The organism is Anaeromassilibacillus sp. SJQ-5 (assembly GCF_054108045.1).
In genome coordinates this window covers 3,297,558-3,316,358 of the sequence record NZ_JBPJWQ010000001.1, presented here as the reverse complement: position 1 = coordinate 3,316,358, position 18,801 = coordinate 3,297,558, and the positions used below count along the sequence as shown (strand labels likewise).

The following is an 18,801-nucleotide window of genomic DNA, read 5'->3' as shown; positions in this document are numbered from 1 at the left end:
TGTTTATACAAACTGTTAATCCAAAACCAGTTCCCGGTGCTGATCGGCGGAGTCGTACAGCGCCTGCATGATGCGAGAGGTGATGACCGCGGTATCGATGTGGGAGGGCAGCTTTTCACCGGTCTGGATGCAGCGGATGAAGGCGTCGATTTCCTGCTGGAAATGATCCTTGGTGGGGAAGACGGGCGTGTAGGAAATCAGGGCGTTGTTCTCGGTGGTGTAAACGGTGAATTCCTTGCCGTACTGCAGGCGGATGCCGCCCTTGTCCCCCATGAAATCGATGAACATTTCTTCCTCGCCGATGTTCTGAGCCCAGGCGCCGTTGAGGGTGATGACCGGCCCCGCGGTGCGGATAAGGCCGGTGACCGAATCGTCCACGTCGTATACGCCGTCGTATTTGGGCGGGCCGGCCCACATGTTCTTATACACGTAGCCCTCCATCTCCTTGCCGAGCTTGCAGAAGGTTTCGCCCGACACGGTCCTGGGCGCGGGATCGCCGCAGCAGTACATGACGATGTCCAGGAAATGCACGCCCCAGTCGATGAGGGCGCCGCCGCCGGCGATGGCCTTGGTGGTGAAGGCGCCGCCCAGTCCGGGGATGGAACGGTAAGAGCGGAAGCTGACGTAGACGTGAAACACCTCGCCCAGCTTGCCGGCCTCTATGTATTCCTTGATCCGGTTGACGCTGTCGTTGAACCGGTTGACGACGCCGATGTTGAGAACCTTTCCCGTTTCATGCTGCACCCGCTGCATCTCCAGGGCTTCCTCATAGGTGCGGGCGGCGGGCTTTTCACACAGCACATGCTTGCCGGCCCGTAGGCAGTCCATGGCGATGGAGGCGTGGACGTTGTTGGGCGTGCAGACCGAGACCGCATCAACGGACGGATCCGCCAGAATCTCTTGGTAATCCGTGACCGGCTTGCCGCAGCCGTATTTGTCCACCGCGGCCTGGGCCCTTTCCGGGAGGATATCGCAGAAATACACGATTTCCGCTTCCGGGTTGTTCATGTAGGAGGGGATGTGCGCGTGGTTGGCAATGTTGCCGCAGCCAATGACAGCGATTTTCATGGGAACAGCTCCTTTTTTTGTAATATGGGAGAATCGCCCGGCGGCTTCCGGTTGTCCTCCGCCCAGCGCTTGTATTCGCGGGGGGACAAACCAATTTCCCGATGGAACGCCCGGCTGAATGCGTGAATGGATTGATATCCCAGGGCCTCGGCGACACTGGTGATGCTCATACCCCGGCAAAGATATTCCCGCGCCTTTTCAAAGCGGCGGCGGGCGGCATAGGTTTTCAGGGTTTCGCCCGTGATGGATACAAACTTATGCGCCAGATACGTATAGCTGTAGCCGAATACCGTGCTCAGGCCCGACAGGCTGCCGATGTCAGCAATGTGGGAATCCAGATAGTGGATGATGTCGTACACCAGCTTTTCATCCGTTTCCCGCGCCTGGTCGGCCAGATACGCCCGGTAGCGCTTTTGGCTGAACAGCCGGTACGCCGTACCGACGATTTGATGGATGGTTCCTTCCAGCAGGGAGGGAGAAAGAAAATCGTCGGTAATCAACTCGCTGAACAGCCGGATAAACGCCTCCTGCATGTCGGTCACACCGTGAAGGCACAGGTTGGCGGGATTGTCCAGCGTCTCCCGCAGCCGGCGGACAAACGCGGATTTTTCCGCGTCCCCGGTAAACCGAAAGCCCAGATAGTAAAACCGCAGGGGGTCGTCCTTCGACGACTGGATCTCATGCAGCTCGCCGATGCGGTTGACAAACACATCCCCCCGGCTCATGGGCTGGCCCCGGCCGTTTGTGCTGTTGGTACCGGTTCCCTCGGCCACATAGGTGATTTCGTACACCAGCTGCCGGTGGGGCGGCACCCGGTACCCCGGCTCGCAGCACAAATCGCCCGCCTGATACAGCAGATAGGGGCCAATCGTGACGTTCATATCGCCGTAAATGGTGTCGAAATGGAATTTGGCGCGGTTCAGCGGCATATGGGCCTCCTTTCCCCCGGTGTCACTTGTATTATAAACTTGCCCGTTCTAAAAGTATTTGATACATTTAACAACATAGGTATCCGTTTTCTCCAATGTACCATTTTTAAAACCTGCCTGCAAGGGAAAATTAAGAGTTAGGCGGTTTCTTTTGCTGCCCCGGCATGGTATAATAACCTCCGTAAGCGGCGCGGTGGGCGGAAAGCGTAGCTTCCCGCAACGGAGAACATTGTACCATCAAAAGGCCCTGCTGCGGCAGGGCACTGTCGTGCCCCCACAAACGTCGTTTGCTTGCTTTTGTGGTATAATAACCTCACGCCGTAAGCGGAAATCCAAGATTTCCGACGGCTGAGAGAACATGGAACCACCCCGGAACGGTCAAAACCGTTCCGGACTAAGGTAGGCAGCACGCTGCGCGTGCCGCTTTGTGGTATAATAATGCAAAAACATAAGACGACGCACGGAAAGGAGGCCGGTCATGCAGGATATCCATCGGATAAAAAAGGCACTGCTTCTCAGCGGGGCGAAAACGATTCTGCTGTTCCTGCTGTGGCTGACCGCAACGCTGGTGCTGGTGATCGGGCCGCTGCTGGCACCCGGCAATAAGGTGCGGGTGGAAGGCAAGCTGCGGGTAGAGGCCTATGCCTACGAGGGCACCGCCCAGACAGGGCCGGATTTGAGCACCCAGAGGGATTTGTCGGCGGATCCCATTCCCATCATCTCCAAGGACGATTGGCTGGAGGGAAAAAGCCGGGTCAAATTCCTGGAGGTACGCAACAAGGGGGACATTCCCGCCCGGGTCAAACTGAATTTCTCCATCACTGACGAGTCCATGGCCGGCGCGCTTTGGTACGATTTTAACCGGGTGGACGACAGCTGGAAGGAGATGGGGGAGCCCTCCCGCCGGCCGATGAACACCCTGGAACAGGTGGGCGATATCTATACCTATACCCTGCAGCCGCAGGAGACGCTGCGGCTCAAGCTGGAGTATGGGGTCAGCGAGGAGGAAAGCGCCTCCGAGCTGCATCCGGAGTTTGAGGCGGACGCTGTCGTGAGGGCCGCCCAGGTCATCGGCATGGAACAGATGGTCAAGGTGTACGATGCCGTGGATTTTTTGGATCGCAACGATCATCCCACCTATGTGCTGATGCGCAGCATTAAGGGAGACGTGTCCCTGAGCAGTCTCGCCAATATCGATTTGAACGGCTATACGCTGGACGGCAGCGTCCGCTTCGGCGCCGAGGCGCCGATCCTGGCGGCGGGGGATTTGTATATCGGATCGGGTACGGGCGGCGTCATCACCGGCAGGGTCTACGTCGACGCCCCCAACGCGGAGGTCTACCATTATGGCACGGCGGACAGCGTGAGTATCAAGGCGGCCGCCGGGTATCATTTCTATGGGGAGTCCAAAGTCTCCTTTTGGATGCAGGAGGGAACGCTGACCATCGGGCGGGACGCGCTGGTGGAATCGCTGAGCGTTTCCTCCAAGGCGGCCGCGCCGATAAAGATTGTCAACGACGGTGTCATCCGCGAATTCGAGGCGCAGGTGGAAAACGCCGCTTACACGCCGGTGATCACCGGCAACACCCCCCAGGTGCTTACAGAGGGGACAAAGGCCAATCTCGAGCAGGCAACCGGCTGGGATGGCGAATTCCTGACCGAACCGGAGCAGCGGGGAGGCGTTTACCAAATCGGTTCCGCGGCCGAGCTCGCCTGGATTGCCAACGAGGTCAACACGAACGGTCTCACACAGATCCGGATGTGCCTGACGCGATCGATCGATCTCAACGAGCGGGAATGGACGCCTATCGGCCGGCTCCATCCCTTTACCGGCTCGCTGGACGGGCAGGGGTACACGATTTCCCGTCTGCATGTGACCGACGGCGCCCAGCATAGCGGCCTGTTCGGCCTGGTCAGAGGGGCGGATATTCAGAATCTTACGCTGGAGGCGGCCACTCTCCAGGATGTCAATTCCTATTCCGGCGCGCTGATAGGGCGGGCTGTGTCCGCGTCACTGAAAAACTGCCATGTGCGAAACAGTACGGTTTCGGCTGCCTCCGCCTCGGTGGCGGTGGGCGGGCTGATCGGGCAGGCCGCCGAAGGCGCCTTCCGCGCCGAGAACTGCTCGGTGTCGAATACCTCCGTATCCGGCTACTTCAATTTGGGGGGATTCATCGGCTCCTGTCTGGCGGAGAAGAATCAGAAGCTGCTGCTGTCCGCCTGCCGGGTGGAGCGTGTGTCGGTCACGGCCGCCCCTTATGAGGGCGATGTGGAGGCCTGGAGCGGGAAATATGTGCAGACTCACCGCTTTATCGGGCAGGCGCAGGCCGATGCTGCCGGGGCTTCCCTGACGCTCCAGGGCTGTTCGGTTGCGGACAGCACCGATAACCTGTCGCCCGAGGCGCGGATCGGTTCGGAAGAGCTGAAGGACTGGATGGCGCGGGGCGTCGGCGATATCCGTATACAACCATAATGCAAAGAAAGAGGAAATGCCCGTGCCGATTCGAAAATCCGGCCGCGCGCTGACGGACAGGCCGGCTGTCAGGCTGGCGCTCGTGACTCTGGCGTCGGTGATTATGGCCGTCAATATCAAAAGCTTTGTGGAAGCGGGAGGCCTGTTTCCAGGCGGCTTTAATGGTCTGACGCTGTTGATCCAGCGCAGCCTGCAGCAGTTCGCCGGCGTAACCCTCCCCTTTTCCCTGATCAACTTCCTGCTCAACGCGATCCCCGCCATTGTCAGCTTCCGCCTGATCGGCAAACGCTTCACGCTGTACTCCTGCCTGATGATTGTGCTCACGAGCGTGCTCACCGATGTCATCCCTTCCATGCCGCTGACCGACGACGTGCTGCTCATCTGCATCTTCGGCGGCATCATCAACGGCTTCGCCATCAGTCTCTGCCTGCTGGGGCGGGCGACCAGCGGCGGCACCGACTTTATCGCCGTGGCCGTCTCAGAACGGATGAATGTGGATGCCTGGAACTATGTGCTGCTGGGCAACGCGGCGATGCTGGCGGTGGCCGGCTTCCTGTTCGGCTGGGATAAGGCGCTGTACTCCATTGTGTTCCAATTTGCCTCCACCCAGATCGTGCATATGCTCAACCCGCGGTATAAGCGGACGACGCTGTTCATTATCTCGGATAAATCGGAGGATATTTACGAGCATATCAAGGATTCCACCCACCACGGCGCCACCCTGTTCCGCGGTACCGGCCTGTACAACGGCGCGCCCAAGGATATGATTTATTCGGTCATTGCCGGCGATCAGGTCAAGCTGGTGACCCGGCAGGTGAGGGAAATCGATCCGCAGGCGTTTATCAACATTCTCAAAACCGATCAGGTGGCGGGGAATTTCTACCAGCGTCCCAATGATTGACACAAAACAAGGCGGCTGCTCTCCGGCAGCCGCCTTGGTCTATAAGGGCTCTCTGGGCTCAAAAACCAGATCCGTCATGCCATTGTACGTCTCGGTGGAAACCAGCCGCAGCCGCTGTTCCTCGTCGCGCGTGCCGAACAGACGCAGACCGCTCCCCAGAATGGTCGGGATAATCGTCAGATGATACCGGTCGATTAACCGTCGGTCGATCAGCTGGTTCACGATGTCGGCCCCGCCGCATATCCAGATGTCCCGGCCCTCCGCGGCCTTGAGCCGGGTTATCAGCCCGGCGATTTCTTCATCCGTAAAAATCACATCGCCGGCGGGCCTCTCCCGCCGGTGAGTGAGCACATAGCTGGTTTTCCCCTGATAAATCCACCCATCCGGGAAGAGTTCCGTCACAATTTGACGGTACGTCGCATACCCCAGGATGACCGTGTCGATGGATTCGTAAAACCGCGGGTACGATCCCGGATGATCCGGGCTGGAGCCGTCCCCAGCGAGCCATGCCACCCCGCCGTCCCTGTCCGCGATATACCCGTCCAGGCTCATGGCGATATACAATATGGTCTTTCTCATCCCGCGTCCCTCCCTCTATAGGATTTGTCGGACAAGTCGCTTGTATCCCTGCCACCCCGGACAATTCTTCCCACTAGCAAGGTATGGTAACAAATTTCTTTCCCAATATTGGATTCTGCCGGTTTCAGGATTGCAGACATGCGATTACGGCCATAGGCGATGAAACAATGAGTATAGAAAAGTCCCCACCAGTCAGCTGGTGGGGACTACTGTTTCGGATATATCTATATAGAAGAATATTTTGGATTTAAAGGAAAGGTAAAATAAAATGACCCCACAGCTACAAGTTAGATTGTAGTGTGGCACACTGACCGTTTTTTTAAGATCAATAGGACTGCCCCAACGCCGGCACTCAAAAGCAGGACGCCCGCTCCAACCAAAATCCAACCCCAAACCGGAAAACTGGAAGCAGACTGTCCCCCCATAAATATTGCCTGATCGCTTATAAACCACAGAGAGCAATGATCGGTACAAAAGGTTAGCGTTCCATCCTGTGCCACCAACTCTGTCGCTGCTTCAATCGGCTGATTTTCTTCATTCAAATAATAAACATACACCTGTTTGTTTGCATATTTCTCCGTTAACTGGATGGATATTTCCGCTGGGGCGGGCAGCGTACCGTGATGGGCAAACGCAAAGGGATAAACAGAGCGGTCTCCAGCAGCTTCTTGGATCTGCTTGCGCTCTGCCTGTGGAACCTGATCCCCAAACGAGATCGTTCCATTTAGCTCTCCCACGGTATCGCTTTTGAGATTCACTCCCGAAAATTTCCAGCGATATTTTTCTCCGATTAACACCAAGTCTTTTCCGTCCTGGACTGCTTGAGCAAACACCCCGGCGGGAACTACAGGTGTCTGTGTAAGATTCACTTGAAAAGCTGTCTGCTCTGGAGCGGATGCTGTTCCCTCCTGAGAAGAAGTGACAGGGGAGCTGGTTGGCTGGGAGGAAGTCTGTTCTGAGCGGCTGGGTTTAGAACTGGGAGGAGTGTTGGACTGGGGGAAATTGGTTTTTTTCGAACCGTCAGTCCCTTTCCCATAGGCCTTAGCTGCAATTTTATGGGTCTTGGCAAAGGTCGCTACTGTAGGAAAATTAGAGGAGTCATAGCTTTTTAACATATCCTGCCCCATCAGGACATATGAACCAGGATTAGAATCCTCAAAGGTACAATCGATACCATACCATTGGCCATCCAGCTCGACCATATTCCATACATGAACCGTTTGATAGTTTGAAAGGAGAACATTTTCCAGCCCCATTAAATCCAGAAAACGCATCATAGTAACCGCATAGGAGGTGCAGACGGTATTGGTCCGCACCTCGTTTAACACATCATACACCCCGTTAATACTGTCGTATCCGCCGCCGGGCAACTCTTGACTGCCATACTGCGCTTTTTTACAGATATATTCCGCAGCATATCGGATCTGCTCCGCCTGAGATTTAGAAGAAACTGCCGAAAGAATTTGCCGGATCTCAACGTCCGCCTTGGCAAGTTCCTCTTTAGTATCATTAAAGGTCAGGTCGATGGTTCCCCAATGCTCCTGAACCGACCCGTCTTCGGTCAAAGAATCCATCATCGTTGGAGTGACACAGACGGTGTTGGTATTGTAGTCCTTAAAATCGTCAAATTGAGTTTTGGTGTCATAATGGGTAAAATTTAACACATTATTACTGTAGGAACTATCCCATTGCTGTTTGTCCGTTTGATAGCAAACATTTACATGCTCCAGATGATTGTCAATGGCATACTGCACCATCTGCGCATATTCCTCTTTGGTGTTAACACAGGTGTAAACCTGTCCGTTTTTGGTTTTGATAGTCAACTTTGCTGCCGCTCCAGAGACAGTAAAGGAAGCCAGGAATGCGACTGTCATCAACAGACTCCCAAAGAGGTAGTGTCAAGAGTTATGCGCAAATTAGTTTGCAGTCAAAAACAGAAAGAAGTCAACCGGCAAAAGAGGCATCGTCACACGCCCCGTCTAAATGCTTCATGTTCATATACTTCTTGCTGCCCCACTGAGTGCCGGCCACATGACGCAGCCGGGCACAGACAAGCATGAGGGCAGAATTACCGTCTGGGAAAGCCCCCACCACGCGAGTGCGACGGCGGATCTCCCGGTTAAGACGTTCAATCACATTGTTGGTGCGGATGCGCGTCCAGTGCTCATAGGGGAAAGCAGTGTAAGCAAGTGTTTCCTCCAGCCCATCCTCTACCTTTTTCGCCGCCTCGGGCAGTTTCATTTCACGCAGAGCGGTCACTACGTCCCGCGCCTTCGCCTGGGCGGCGGCTCTGCTCTCTTGGGCATGGATTGCTTTGAGCATCTTGGCCACCAGCTTCCCCTTGGTGCGTGGGACGCAGGAAAACACGTTGCGGTAGAAGTGTACCACACACCGCTGGTATTTCGCGTCCGGGTACACCTCTCCCACAGCTTCCAGCATACCGAGGCATTTGTCTCCCACGATGAGCTGGACGCCCTCCAGACCCCGCCCTTTGAGCCACTGAAAGAAGCTGACCCAGCTAGCCTTGTCCTCTTTCATACCCTCGGCAGCGCCCAGCACCTCGCGGTAGCCGTCTTCGTTAACCGCAATGGCAACCAGTACGGCCACATTCTCATACTCTCCGCCCCAGTTGCGGCGCAGGTAGATGCCGTCTACATACACATACGGGTACTTACCGCCCTGTAAGGGGCGGTTGCGCCAGTCTTCAATGTGGACATAGGCTTTCTTGTTCAGTTCGCTGATGGTAGAGGGGGACACCTTGCTGCCCCACAGTGCCTCGGTGATGTCCTCCACGCGGCGCATAGATACTCCAGCCAGATACATTTCAATCAGCGCTTCCTCCACGCTGCTCTCCCGGCGGCGATACCGCTCGATGATGGCGGTTTCAAAGGTTGCTCCCTTTAAACGAGGGACGTTCAAGGTCACGTCGCCGGAGCTGGTGGTCAAGTTACGCTGGTAGTGACCGCTGCGGTAGGCCTGCCGCTCCTCGCTGCGCTCGTAGCGCGCCGCCTGGGTCAGTTTCTGCGCCTCCGCCTCCAACAGGCCGTTGAGGGTCTCCTCCACGCTCCCACGCACCAGTTCCCTGATTTCACCCTTGATTACTTCCTCATTTAGTTGTACAATTTTCTCGGACATAGTTTATTGTCTCCTTTCAGAATGGTGTGTCGTGACTTCATTCTACCAAAGACTGCAAACTATGTCTCTTTTTTTATCCCTTTTTCAATTTGCGCAACTTATTCTACCTTATCTCCCAAAGAATTTGATCCGTTTCATCCTGTCATTCTCCACAATCCATGTTGGATTTATTCTAAGCATAACAACAAACTCCTCACTGAAGGACAGCGAGGAGTTTGTTTGTGGGAAGCGTTGACAAAAAAGATGCCCGGCAAAATCATAAAGACCAAAATAGACTTTTGGGTTCAATTCTCAATAGGCGTTTTCTATTCTATTCATTCCCTTAAGATAAAGCATATTCTCTAAAATGCCAATGCTCTTCCACCAATTTTTGGCGACTGCCCATTCTTCAGGATAGCCCTCCCACCTCCAAGGGATGTCCCAAGAGCCGTCAGGAAGTTGGGTTGTGATGATATAATCGCACTCATATTCAGCAATTTCTTTGTTATCCGCATAGAAAATACTGTTGGTCGAGTTGAAAAACGACGATGGTTTCGCAATATAGCTATCCCATTTTGAAGTATCCTTTTCGATGACATTGCTTATCATATTTTTTAACTGCTGCAACAATAATTCAGGGGTATGTGTAATATCGGCTAGATTTATATTTGCAAACATGTCAACCAATCCGCCTGCTTCATGCATTTCTATAGCATCATGGTTAGTTACCTTTTGTGCGGCTTTGTTGGCTATATCCATCGCCTTTTTATAAAGTGCAGACGATTTATCCGCCGCTTTAACTATAAAGCTCACAATTCCCGCAGTGGGATTATATTCGGCTGCACCGTCAAAACCCATTTCGGTTTCTTTTGAGTATTCCCACCAAGGAGAGTGCGGAAAATCGTTGTTTGAAGGGATTTTTAACAGCCAACCGTTATGATGTTGAAACGATGTGTTTTCAAAATAATCCAGAATGGCTTTAATCATTTTATTCGAACAGTCGTAGAAATCAATTTCTCTTAAAATACCTGTAGCACTGGCGGTGGAAACGGGCGATGACTGTTCATTCCATAAATCGGGTTCTAGTGCGTATCCAAAACCACCGTCCGCATTTTGATAGTAAGACAAAGCATGGATTACGGCTTCTTTACTGCCGTTTTCAAAATGGTATTGCCATCTGGCTAAATCAAGCGGTCTTGCGTTGCGGTAAATAAATCTTCTTGCTTTTTCTAATGTATGCATATGTTGTCACCTCTCAAAAACGTCAATAAATTATACCATTGATTAACAAGGGCAAACACGCCTGACGGCGGTCAAAAGGGGCGCTGCCGTCGTTCTCGGATTTGGCGGGCGTCAGCCCGCCGACATCCTGTGGCCTAGCCAGCGCCTATTTTTATCCCGAAAAACCGTGTTTGCCCTTGTCAATCGATGGTATCAATAATATAGCATTCATTATGTTAAAAATCAACGGATATAAAAAGGGGCCTCAGCAACGTGAAAAGAGGATCCCCTTTCGGGAACCCTCTTTTCACGTTGTCAAGATCGGACGAAAAAGATCCGCTCCGGCGCGGGCCAATCGTTTGGACAAAGAAAAACCTGCGGTGCGCGTCTTGCTCACCGCAGGTGTGGGAAGTGTTGACAAAATAGATACCCAGCTAAAAATAAGAATTATAGGTTTAGCGTAAGTTTGTTTTTACAAACACTTAGATTTTCGCCGTTTCTTGCCCTATATTCAGTTTTTCACCACCCCACCAATTATATCATTAAAAGGCGGTGTGGCCCGGAGAAGTAAAAGCATGGAACAAAGTATTTAGATATCGGGCAAATCGATATGGCTTGTCCCATTCTTAATTGCTGCAATGACATCACCATCGCAATAACCAGCATATTTAATGAGAAGACTATTGTATGTATTGGGTTCGACATCTTTCAGAAAAGCCAAGTTCCCCAATATAGTATTTGGATTGTTAATTGCTTAAAATTATGATATATTGTTTTTGAGAGGTGAAAAAGATGTTTGATGATATGGTTAATCTCTTTAATTTGGGTGCTTTTTCGGACGAGGAAAAAGAATTGCTCAGAACCGATTTTACATATAAGAAGCAAATGAGCCGACTTTTAAAAGAAGCACGTCAAGCTGCAAAGAGAGATACTTGCTATTTTTGTGGAAAGAGCGTTACGAGCTTTTGTAATTCGCATTCTGTTCCGAGATTTTGTCTTGAAAATATAGCCACAAATGGCGATGTACTCACATTAAATACCGTTGTGGATAATCCTTTGATAGATACTGAAAACGGAGTGAATAAAGCAGGAACATTTCATTTAATTTGCAATGATTGCGACAGCAAGATTTTTTCGGATTATGAGAATCCGGATAATTATTCAAATCAACCTACTCCAAAGATGATTGCCCAAATGGCATTAAAAAACAGTTTGAAATCCATTAGCAAACGGCTTTTTGAAATCGAACTTTTTAATATTTCTGCCCAAAAAACAGATGCCGCACGGATGTTTAGCGATGCAAAAAACACTGCAAATGAAATGGATTTAAAGGAATATGAGGACAGCTATAAAAAAGCAAAGAAAGCATTAAAAAAAGACAGTTCAACAGACTACTATGTATGCTATTATGAAAAACTAAATTATGTGGTTCCAATTGCTTTTCAATCTTCGTTAGCATTGGCAGTTGATTTTAACGGTAATATTATCAACAACATTTATAATCCATCTCCTGAGTACAGAATACAAAACATTCATATAAGCATATTACCTTTAAAATCGGAAACTGTAATCGTGATGTTTATTGAGGATGGAGATAAGCGTTATAGGCAGTTTTACAAACAATTTAATAAACTTAAATTAGAGGATAAACTTGCCGCATTGACATTGATTATGTTTATGTATTCGGAGGATATGTACTTTTCAAAATCTATTGAGAATGAGGTCCGTGAAAGCAAGGTCCTTTGCGAAGCGGGAAAAACTGGGCAAGATATTGTTTCACTTACCCCATTCTTCGATCCCTTGGAAATACTTAGAGAATCACATTCTTTAGATAAAAGGCACGAGATTCCGAATTTGCTTTCAGAAAAATATAAATTGGCATAATCAAAACCCGCCACCTTAGAACTTAATCTAAGATGGCGGGCTTCTGTTTGGTATCAGAGCGAACATTTCACGGCAAAACCGCCTGCAAAAAGTAGGTGTTCGTCCAAGACCCGTTTGAGTCTGTGCTACAAAAAAGATACCCGGTGAAAATGGGAATTCCGGGTTCAGAATAAGTCTATTTTCATTTTTACACAGTGGTTTTTCGAGTTTTATTTCTGGATGTCCTGTTTTGGTAAAGGAGGACGATTCTAAAAAACGGCTTAAACGCCGGATTTATGACATGAAAAAAGAGGTCGAATTTGGATTGTCTCATTTTTGAGTTCCAAATTTCAACCTCTATTCACATGGTGCCGGTGGCCGGACTCGAACCGGCACGCTGTCGCCAGCGGTGGATTTTGAGTCCACTACGTCTGCCAATTCCATCACACCGGCATATGCATACGATGCTCACACATTATACAACATTCCCCGCCCGAACGCAAGAGGAAATTTGCCGCCGTGCCGGGGCCTCGCCTGCATATTTTCTCCGGCTTGCATTGCGGTGGCATCCGCGAGGCGGGCCTGGAAGGGCTGCTGTACCGCCAGGCGGACAATTTGATGGCCATTCTGTGGCCAGCGGAACAGCAAAACAATAGGCGGACAGACTGCACCGCACAGTCCGCCCGCCTGTTGTTTTCAGGACGTTTTCGACGGTTATACGCCGGGAATGTCGGGAATGGCCTGCAGGTCGTAGGGGCCGGTGTAGGAGTTGACGCCGTGGATCCAGCGGCCGCCGGTGAAATCCGGGATGGCCACCGGCGCGCCGCCCAGGGCGATGGATTCCTCGCTCAGGCAGGTGACGGCCATCCAGGCCGCCGCGTCGTAGATGTCGATGGGCACGCCGGTGCCGTTTTTCACGCTCTCTACAAAGGCGCGGAACACCAGGTAATCCATGCCGTCGTGGCCTCCCCGCACCCCCTTGGCCTGGTAATCTTTCCACAGGGGATGCTCATAGGTTTCCCGGTACTTATCAGTCGGCTCCCAGGTATGGGGTTCGGACACGCCCTCTATGTACAGGGAATGGTTGTCCTCCATCCAAGCCCCCTTGGTGCCCTGGATCCGCAGACCACGGGAATAGGGGCGGGGCAGGGTGGTGTCATGGATGAGCAGAATGGTTTCCCCGTGGGCGCATTTGATCATGGTGGTCACCACGTCCCCCTGGGTGAAGGCGCGGCCCATCAGGTCGGCGTCGTCGCTTTTGTGGGCGGCGATCCAGCTGTGCAGCCCCACAGCCTTGGAGGCCATGGAGGTCAGGGAGACCAGCCGGTTGCCCTTGTGGATGTTCAGCAGCTTGGCGATGGGGCCGAGCTCGTGGGTGGGGTAGATTTCTCCGTTCCGGTTTGAATAATTATCCAGCCGATAATGGCGGTTTTCCTTCCCGAGAGCCACCTCATCCCGCAAATCGTGCTCATACCCCCCCTGACAGTGCACCAGTTCGCCGAAAACGCCCAGGCGGGCCATATGTAGGGCCATCATTTCGTCCCGGCCGTAGCAGCAGTTCTCCAGCATCATGCAAGGAACGCCGGTCTCCTCTTGGGTGTGCACCAGCTGCCAGCACTGGTCGAGGGAGTAGGCGCCGCCCACCTCGAAGGCGGTGTACAGGCCCCGGCGCATGGCGGCGATGGCGATGGGCACGTGGTCCTGCCAGGAAGTGGCGATGATCACGCCGTCCAATCCCGGGTGGGCCAGCAGATCCCGGTAATCGGCATAGGCGGTGCAGGGGGTGCCCCGCACCTCTGTCACCTTGGCGGCGGCCTTCTCCCGCCGATCCTCATACAGGTCGCAGACTGCCGGGATGTCCACATCCTCCATGGGCAGCAGCAGAAACTCCAGCAGGCCGCCGCCCCGGGCGCCCAGGCCGATAAAGCCAAGGCTTATCCGTTCTTTCATATCCGACCGCATCCTTTCGCGCAAATTCCTTGGTTCTTCTATCCGCAGAATACCACACGCGGCGGGGAAAGACCATTGCATTATGTAACCTGAGCATGGTATAATGTCACTATGAAAATGGGGAGGTGGAGCAGCTTTGGACTATATGGATGATGCGAGGCAGGCGGTGGGGTTTCTGGTGGACAATATGCATTTGCCAGGCCTGAATCCCATCAACTGCGGGTGGCATCAGCGGCAGAGCCGGCGGCGCTTCGGACCGGGGGTGCGGGATCACTATATCCTGCATTATGTCCTGTCTGGGAAAGGGGTATACACCTGCGAGGGAGAGACGTATCCGGTGGGCCGGCAGGAAGTCTTCCTTATACGGCCGGGGGAACGGATATGCTACGAGGCCGACGCGCATACTCCCTGGGCCTATGCCTGGATCGGCTTTGAGGGAGAGGGAGCGGAGCGGCTGCTGCGGGCGGCGGGGTTCATCGGGCCGGTGCGCACGGCATCCCTACCCGAAATGCGGGAGTTTTTCCAGTCTCTGAAGATGGAAAAGAGCGGCACCCTTCTCTCCCCGCTGCTGCTGTGTGGGCGGCTGTACGAGCTGTTCGACTGGCTGCGGCAGCGGCAGTCGGTTCCAGCGGCGATTTCGGCGCCGGAGCAGTACGTCCGGCGGGCGGCGGAGTACATCCGCGCCAACTTTGCCCGTCCTATCACGGTGGAGGGGCTGGCCGGCGCCATGGGCATTGACCGGCGCTATTTTTCCCGGATATTTACCGAGTCCATGGGGATAAGTCCTCAGGCGTATCTGGTGGGGTTCCGCCTGGAGAAGGCCGCGGCGCTGCTGGCCGACAGGCGGTGCACGGTGGGGGAGGCGGCCAAGAGCGTGGGCTATGAGGACGCGTTCGTCTTTTCCCGCATGTATAAAAAGCGGTATGGGCTGCCTCCCTCCGCTACCCTGGCCGCCGGGGCGCTGCCCGGGGCGGAAGAGGATGAGGAGCCCGTTAATGAGAGCGATCCGCCTACCCATGGCTAAACCATGGATTTTGGAGACTTGCCCCCGGTTTTTACTGGGGACAATCTGCGCGTCCCGTTCCGGCGGCATACAATGGCCCTGAAGAGACTCAATACGGGAAAGGGGCTATGCGGGATGGATATCCATGTCGTCCGGGCGGGCGAAACCCTGAATGATATCGCACAGCGGTATGGCGTTTCCACCGAACGGCTGGCGCAGGATAACGGGCTGGCGGATCCGACGCGGCTGGTGCCGGGGCAGACCCTGGTGGTTTTGTATCCCAGGCGGGTGGTCACGGTGCAGCCCGGGGAAACCCTGGCGGGCATCGCCGCGAGGGAGGGGGTCACGCTCAATCAGCTGCTGCGCAACAATTACGGCCTGGGCGGGGACGTGACCGTCTATCCCGGCCAGACCATCGTCATCGACTATGAGCAGGAAAAACAGGGTGTCCTGTCCACCAATGGGTATGTGTATCCCTTCGTAGACAGGGCGGTGCTGCGGCAGGCGCTGCCCTATATGACCTATCTGACCATGTTCACCTACGGCTTCACCCCGGAGGGAGAGCTGATCGAGCTGGACGATGAGGAGCTGATCCGCCTGGCGCGGGAATACGGCGTTTCGCCGCTGATGCATCTGTCCACCCTGACGCCGGAGGGGAATTTCAGCAGCGCTCTGGCCGACGCTCTGCTGAACAATCCGCCGGTGCAGGATATATTGATCGATCGGGTGCTGGAGACCATGCGGGCCAAGGGTTACGACGGGCTGGACGTGGATTTCGAGTTTATCGCACCGGAAAACCGGCAGGCGTATGTGGATTTCATTCAGAAGGTGGCCGATCGGCTGAATCCGGAGGGCTACATCTTGGTCACGGCTCTGGCTCCCAAAACCTCCGGCGACCAGCCGGGTCTGCTGTATGAGGGGCACGACTACGCAGGGATCGGCGCTGCCAGCAACGCGGTGCTGCTGATGACCTATGAGTGGGGGTATTCTGCCGGGCCGCCCATGGCCGTGGCCCCCATCGGCAATGTGCGCAAGGTGCTGGACTACGCGGTGACCGTCATCGAACCGGGCAAAATATATATGGGGTTCCCCAACTACGGCTACGACTGGCCGCTGCCCTTTGTGCGGGGGGAGACCCGGGCCCCCTCCATCGGCAACGTGGAGGCGGTGGACATCGCCGCCCGCCATGGCGCGTCCATTCAATACGACGAGGTGTCCCAGGCCCCGCATTTCAACTATTTCAGCACCACCTGGCAGGAGCATGAGGTCTGGTTCGAGGACGCGCGCAGCGTCCAGGCCAAGCTGGCGCTGATACCAGAATACGGGCTGCAGGGGGTGGGGTATTGGAACCTGATGCGGCCCTTCCCGCAGAATTGGCAGGTGCTCAACGCCCTGTACGACATCCGGAGGGCCTAAAGAAACCGGCGGACGATTTCGTCCGCCGGTTTCTTGCAGGATGGGGTGGCCGTATCTTATTTTTCTTTGTCCTCCATGGCCTTCTGCAGCGCCAGGGCGAAGGCGCTTACCGCCGGCGCGGCGTCCTCCTGCTTGGCCAGGTACTGCTGTACCGCCCGCTTGGACATGCCCGCCCCCGCGCCGGTGCGCTCGCGGAATTTTTCCGCCTTTTCCCGGAATCCGCAGCGGCAGACATAGGACTGCTTGTCGCCGTCCCCGAACAGCTCCAGCTTTTTGTGGCAGACCGGGCAGCGGGAGTTGGTTTCCATGCTGACGTTCTGCCGGTGCCCGCATTCCCGGTCGGGGCAGACCAGCATCCGCCCCTTTTTCCCGGTGACCGCCAGCATCAGCTTGCCGCATGCCGGGCAGGGCGTCTGGGATACGTTGTCGTGCACGAAGCTCTCCGTGCTGTCCTTCACCGCCTGCACCAGCTCCTTCGTGTACCGGCGGATGTCGGCCAGGAAGGCGGCGGGGTCGGCCTTCTCCCGGCTGATGGCGTCCAGCTTCTGCTCCCACTTAGCGGTCAGCAGCGGCTCCTTCAGGTCGGGGGGCACCAGGCTGATGACCTGCGTCCCCTTGGACGTGGGCACCAGGGACACCCCCTTTTTCTCCACATAAAAGGCGGAGAACAGCTTCTCGATGATATCCGCCCGGGTGGCCGGGGTGCCCAGCCCTCCGCCAATGAACTCTTTCATCTGCTTGTCGTCGATGTACGGGGAGGGGTTTTCCATGGCGGACAGCAGGGTGGCCTCTGTGTATCGGGCCGGCGGCGCGGTCTTGAGCGCCTTGCACTGCACCAGGCCGCCGGTGTAAACGTCCCCCCGATGGAACAGGGGCACCGCCTGTTCGTCGGCTTCGTCCTCGTCCCGGCTGTCCTGCACCTTCCGCCACCCCTGCTGGAGCACTGTTCGTCCGGCGGCGTAGAACCGTTCCCCCTCGGCCAGCAGCTCCGCCCGGGTGCGCCGGTACTCGTAGGGGGGATAGAAACAAGCCAGAAACCGTTTGACCACCATCAAATAAATCCGTTTCTCCTCCAGGGAGAAGCGGGCCAGATCCGCCGCCTGCTCGGTGGGGATGATGGCGTGGTGATCCGACACCTTGGCATTGTTGACGCAGGCTTTGGCGATGGAACGCCTTTCTCTCTGGATTTCGGCCACATAGGGGGCGAATTCCCCCCGGGACACGGCCCGCAGCCGTTCGGGCAGGGTGGGGACGATGTCCTCGGTCAGGTAACGGGAATCGGTGCGGGGGTAGGTGAGCACCTTGTGAATCTCATACAGCCGCTGCATGACCGACAGGGTGTCCTTGGCCGACATCTGGTACTGCTTGTTGGCATCTCGCTGCAGCTCGGTCAGATCGTACAGCATGGGCGGCGGGGTGGCTTTGTCGGCGGCCTTCACATCGTAGACCCGGAATTCCTTCCCCTTGATTTTTTCCGCCAGCGCCTCGGCCTTTGCCTTGTCAAAAATGGCGGTCTGCCCCTTCCCGTCCTGCCAGGTGACGAAGAATTTGCCCAAATCCGCCTGCACCATGTAGTAATCCTTGGGCACGAAGCGCTTGATCTCCTCCTCCCGCCGCACGATGAGCGCCAGGGTGGGGGTCTGCACCCGCCCGGCGGACAGCTGCGCGCCGTAGTGGCAGGTCATGGCCCGGGTGACGTTGAGCCCCACCAGCCAGTCGGCCTCCGCCCGGCAGACGGCGGAGCGGTACAGGGGCAGATACGCCCGCCCGTCTTTCAGGTTGGCGAACCCCTCCCGGATGGCCTTGTCGGTCTGGGAGGAAATCCACAGCCGCTTGATAGGTTTGTGAAACCCGGCCTTGTCCAGGATCCATCGGGCCACCAGCTCCCCCTCCCGCCCCGCGTCAGTGGCGATGACCAGGGAGTCGATTTCCTTGCTGTGCAGCCAGGTTTTTACCACGCCGAACTGCTTGGCGGTTTCCGGGATCACCTTGAGGGCCATCTTTTCCGGCATCATGGGCAGGCTGTCCAGGCTCCAGGTCTTGTATTGGCTGCCGTAATGCTCCGGCTCCGCCAGCTCCACCAGGTGCCCCAGCGCCCAGGTCACCACATACTGCGCCCCGGCCATGTACCCGCTTCCGCCGCCATGGCAGCCCAGCACCCGGGCGATTTCCTTGCCCACCGACGGCTTTTCCGCCAGTACCAGCGTCTTTCCCATAGGTATCCCGCCTTTCTTTCGTCTATTGTAGCATACTCCCCTCCGGTTTTCCACCGGCAGAGCGGGAC

13 protein-coding genes and 1 tRNA gene are annotated in these 18,801 nt (G+C 55.1%); 5 read left to right on the top strand and 9 right to left on the bottom strand.

Annotation, left to right across the window (positions count from 1 at the left end; translation table 11 throughout):
* Positions 1-15: 15 nt before the first annotated feature.
* Together ACSAMM_RS14355 and ACSAMM_RS14350 are read right to left on the bottom strand one after the other, a co-directional pair.
* Positions 16-1,068 carry a Gfo/Idh/MocA family protein gene (locus ACSAMM_RS14355; RefSeq protein WP_457791963.1) on the bottom strand — a complete coding sequence of 351 codons (1,053 nt, stop codon included), beginning with the start codon at positions 1,066-1,068 and terminating at the stop codon, positions 16-18.
* Entirely contained in the window at positions 1,065-1,997 is a 933-nt protein-coding gene (locus tag ACSAMM_RS14350; protein ID WP_457791962.1) for an AraC family transcriptional regulator, read from the bottom strand. Before ACSAMM_RS14350 ends, ACSAMM_RS14355 begins: the two co-directional genes overlap by 4 nt.
* A 478-nt stretch (positions 1,998-2,475) precedes the next feature.
* Here ACSAMM_RS14350 and ACSAMM_RS14345 point away from each other — a divergent pair, with 478 nt between their 5' ends.
* Positions 2,476-4,470, top strand: coding sequence for a hypothetical protein (locus tag ACSAMM_RS14345; protein ID WP_457791961.1), 1,995 nt, complete (start codon positions 2,476-2,478; stop codon positions 4,468-4,470).
* A gap of 22 nt (positions 4,471-4,492) precedes the next feature.
* Complete coding sequence (locus tag ACSAMM_RS14340; RefSeq protein ID WP_457791960.1) at positions 4,493-5,371, top strand: YitT family protein; 879 nt, start codon at positions 4,493-4,495, stop codon at positions 5,369-5,371.
* A gap of 39 nt (positions 5,372-5,410) precedes the next feature.
* Here the strand turns inward: ACSAMM_RS14340 and ACSAMM_RS14335 are convergent, their stop codons facing one another.
* From ACSAMM_RS14335 to ACSAMM_RS14320, 4 genes are all read right to left on the bottom strand, one after another.
* Complete coding sequence (locus ACSAMM_RS14335; protein WP_178721068.1) at positions 5,411-5,950, bottom strand: dihydrofolate reductase family protein; 540 nt, start codon at positions 5,948-5,950, stop codon at positions 5,411-5,413.
* A 287-nt stretch (positions 5,951-6,237) separates the two neighbouring features.
* Entirely contained in the window at positions 6,238-7,773 is a 1,536-nt protein-coding gene (locus ACSAMM_RS14330) for a hypothetical protein (protein ID WP_457791959.1), read from the bottom strand.
* A gap of 121 nt (positions 7,774-7,894) precedes the next feature.
* Positions 7,895-9,085, bottom strand: a complete 1,191-nt coding sequence (locus tag ACSAMM_RS14325) for an IS256 family transposase (RefSeq protein WP_457791267.1) — start codon at positions 9,083-9,085, stop codon at positions 7,895-7,897.
* A gap of 291 nt (positions 9,086-9,376) precedes the next feature.
* Positions 9,377-10,306 (bottom strand): hypothetical protein, encoded by a 930-nt coding sequence (locus ACSAMM_RS14320; protein WP_457791958.1) that lies wholly within the window; start codon positions 10,304-10,306, stop codon positions 9,377-9,379.
* 771 nt (positions 10,307-11,077) lie between these two features.
* Here ACSAMM_RS14320 and ACSAMM_RS14315 point away from each other — a divergent pair.
* Positions 11,078-12,169: a hypothetical protein gene (locus ACSAMM_RS14315; RefSeq protein WP_457791956.1), complete on the top strand. Its 1,092-nt coding sequence runs from the start codon at positions 11,078-11,080 to the stop codon at positions 12,167-12,169.
* Positions 12,170-12,514: 345 nt separating this feature from the next.
* On the opposite strand, the gene ACSAMM_RS14310 is transcribed toward ACSAMM_RS14315, so the two are convergent.
* Together ACSAMM_RS14310 and ACSAMM_RS14305 are read right to left on the bottom strand one after the other, a co-directional pair.
* Positions 12,515-12,601, bottom strand: a tRNA-Leu gene (locus tag ACSAMM_RS14310).
* Between the two features lie 261 nt (positions 12,602-12,862).
* Positions 12,863-14,098 (bottom strand): Gfo/Idh/MocA family protein, encoded by a 1,236-nt coding sequence (locus ACSAMM_RS14305; RefSeq protein WP_457791955.1) that lies wholly within the window; start codon positions 14,096-14,098, stop codon positions 12,863-12,865.
* A gap of 145 nt (positions 14,099-14,243) precedes the next feature.
* On the opposite strand from ACSAMM_RS14305, the gene ACSAMM_RS14300 reads away from it, so the two are divergent.
* Positions 14,244-15,122, top strand: coding sequence for an AraC family transcriptional regulator (locus ACSAMM_RS14300; protein ID WP_457792198.1), 879 nt, complete (start codon positions 14,244-14,246; stop codon positions 15,120-15,122).
* A gap of 114 nt (positions 15,123-15,236) precedes the next feature.
* A complete protein-coding gene (locus ACSAMM_RS14295) occupies positions 15,237-16,517 on the top strand; it encodes a LysM peptidoglycan-binding domain-containing protein (RefSeq protein ID WP_457791953.1) in 1,281 nt (426 codons plus the stop codon).
* 56 nt (positions 16,518-16,573) lie between these two features.
* Here ACSAMM_RS14295 and ACSAMM_RS14290 read toward each other — a convergent pair whose 3' ends face one another.
* On the bottom strand, positions 16,574-18,733 hold the full coding sequence (locus ACSAMM_RS14290; protein ID WP_457791952.1) for a DNA topoisomerase III: 2,160 nt from the start codon (positions 18,731-18,733) through the stop codon (positions 16,574-16,576).
* Positions 18,734-18,801 lie beyond the last annotated feature (68 nt).

What these genes read in the sequence shown, in the direction of transcription:
- ACSAMM_RS14315 (WP_457791956.1), top strand. Translation starts at nt 11,078, where the DNA reads ATGTTTGATGATATGGTTAATCTCTTTAATTTGGGTGCTTTTTCGGAC.
- ACSAMM_RS14350 (WP_457791962.1), bottom strand. Translation starts at nt 1,997, where the DNA reads ATGCCGCTGAACCGCGCCAAATTCCATTTCGACACCATTTACGGCGAT.
- ACSAMM_RS14295 (WP_457791953.1), top strand. Translation starts at nt 15,237, where the DNA reads ATGGATATCCATGTCGTCCGGGCGGGCGAAACCCTGAATGATATCGCA.
- ACSAMM_RS14325 (WP_457791267.1), bottom strand. Translation starts at nt 9,085, where the DNA reads ATGTCCGAGAAAATTGTACAACTAAATGAGGAAGTAATCAAGGGTGAA.
- ACSAMM_RS14335 (WP_178721068.1), bottom strand. Translation starts at nt 5,950, where the DNA reads ATGAGAAAGACCATATTGTATATCGCCATGAGCCTGGACGGGTATATC.
- ACSAMM_RS14290 (WP_457791952.1), bottom strand. Translation starts at nt 18,733, where the DNA reads ATGGGAAAGACGCTGGTACTGGCGGAAAAGCCGTCGGTGGGCAAGGAA.
- ACSAMM_RS14300 (WP_457792198.1), top strand. Translation starts at nt 14,244, where the DNA reads ATGGATGATGCGAGGCAGGCGGTGGGGTTTCTGGTGGACAATATGCAT.
- ACSAMM_RS14305 (WP_457791955.1), bottom strand. Translation starts at nt 14,098, where the DNA reads ATGAAAGAACGGATAAGCCTTGGCTTTATCGGCCTGGGCGCCCGGGGC.
- ACSAMM_RS14355 (WP_457791963.1), bottom strand. Translation starts at nt 1,068, where the DNA reads ATGAAAATCGCTGTCATTGGCTGCGGCAACATTGCCAACCACGCGCAC.
- ACSAMM_RS14345 (WP_457791961.1), top strand. Translation starts at nt 2,476, where the DNA reads ATGCAGGATATCCATCGGATAAAAAAGGCACTGCTTCTCAGCGGGGCG.
- ACSAMM_RS14320 (WP_457791958.1), bottom strand. Translation starts at nt 10,306, where the DNA reads ATGCATACATTAGAAAAAGCAAGAAGATTTATTTACCGCAACGCAAGA.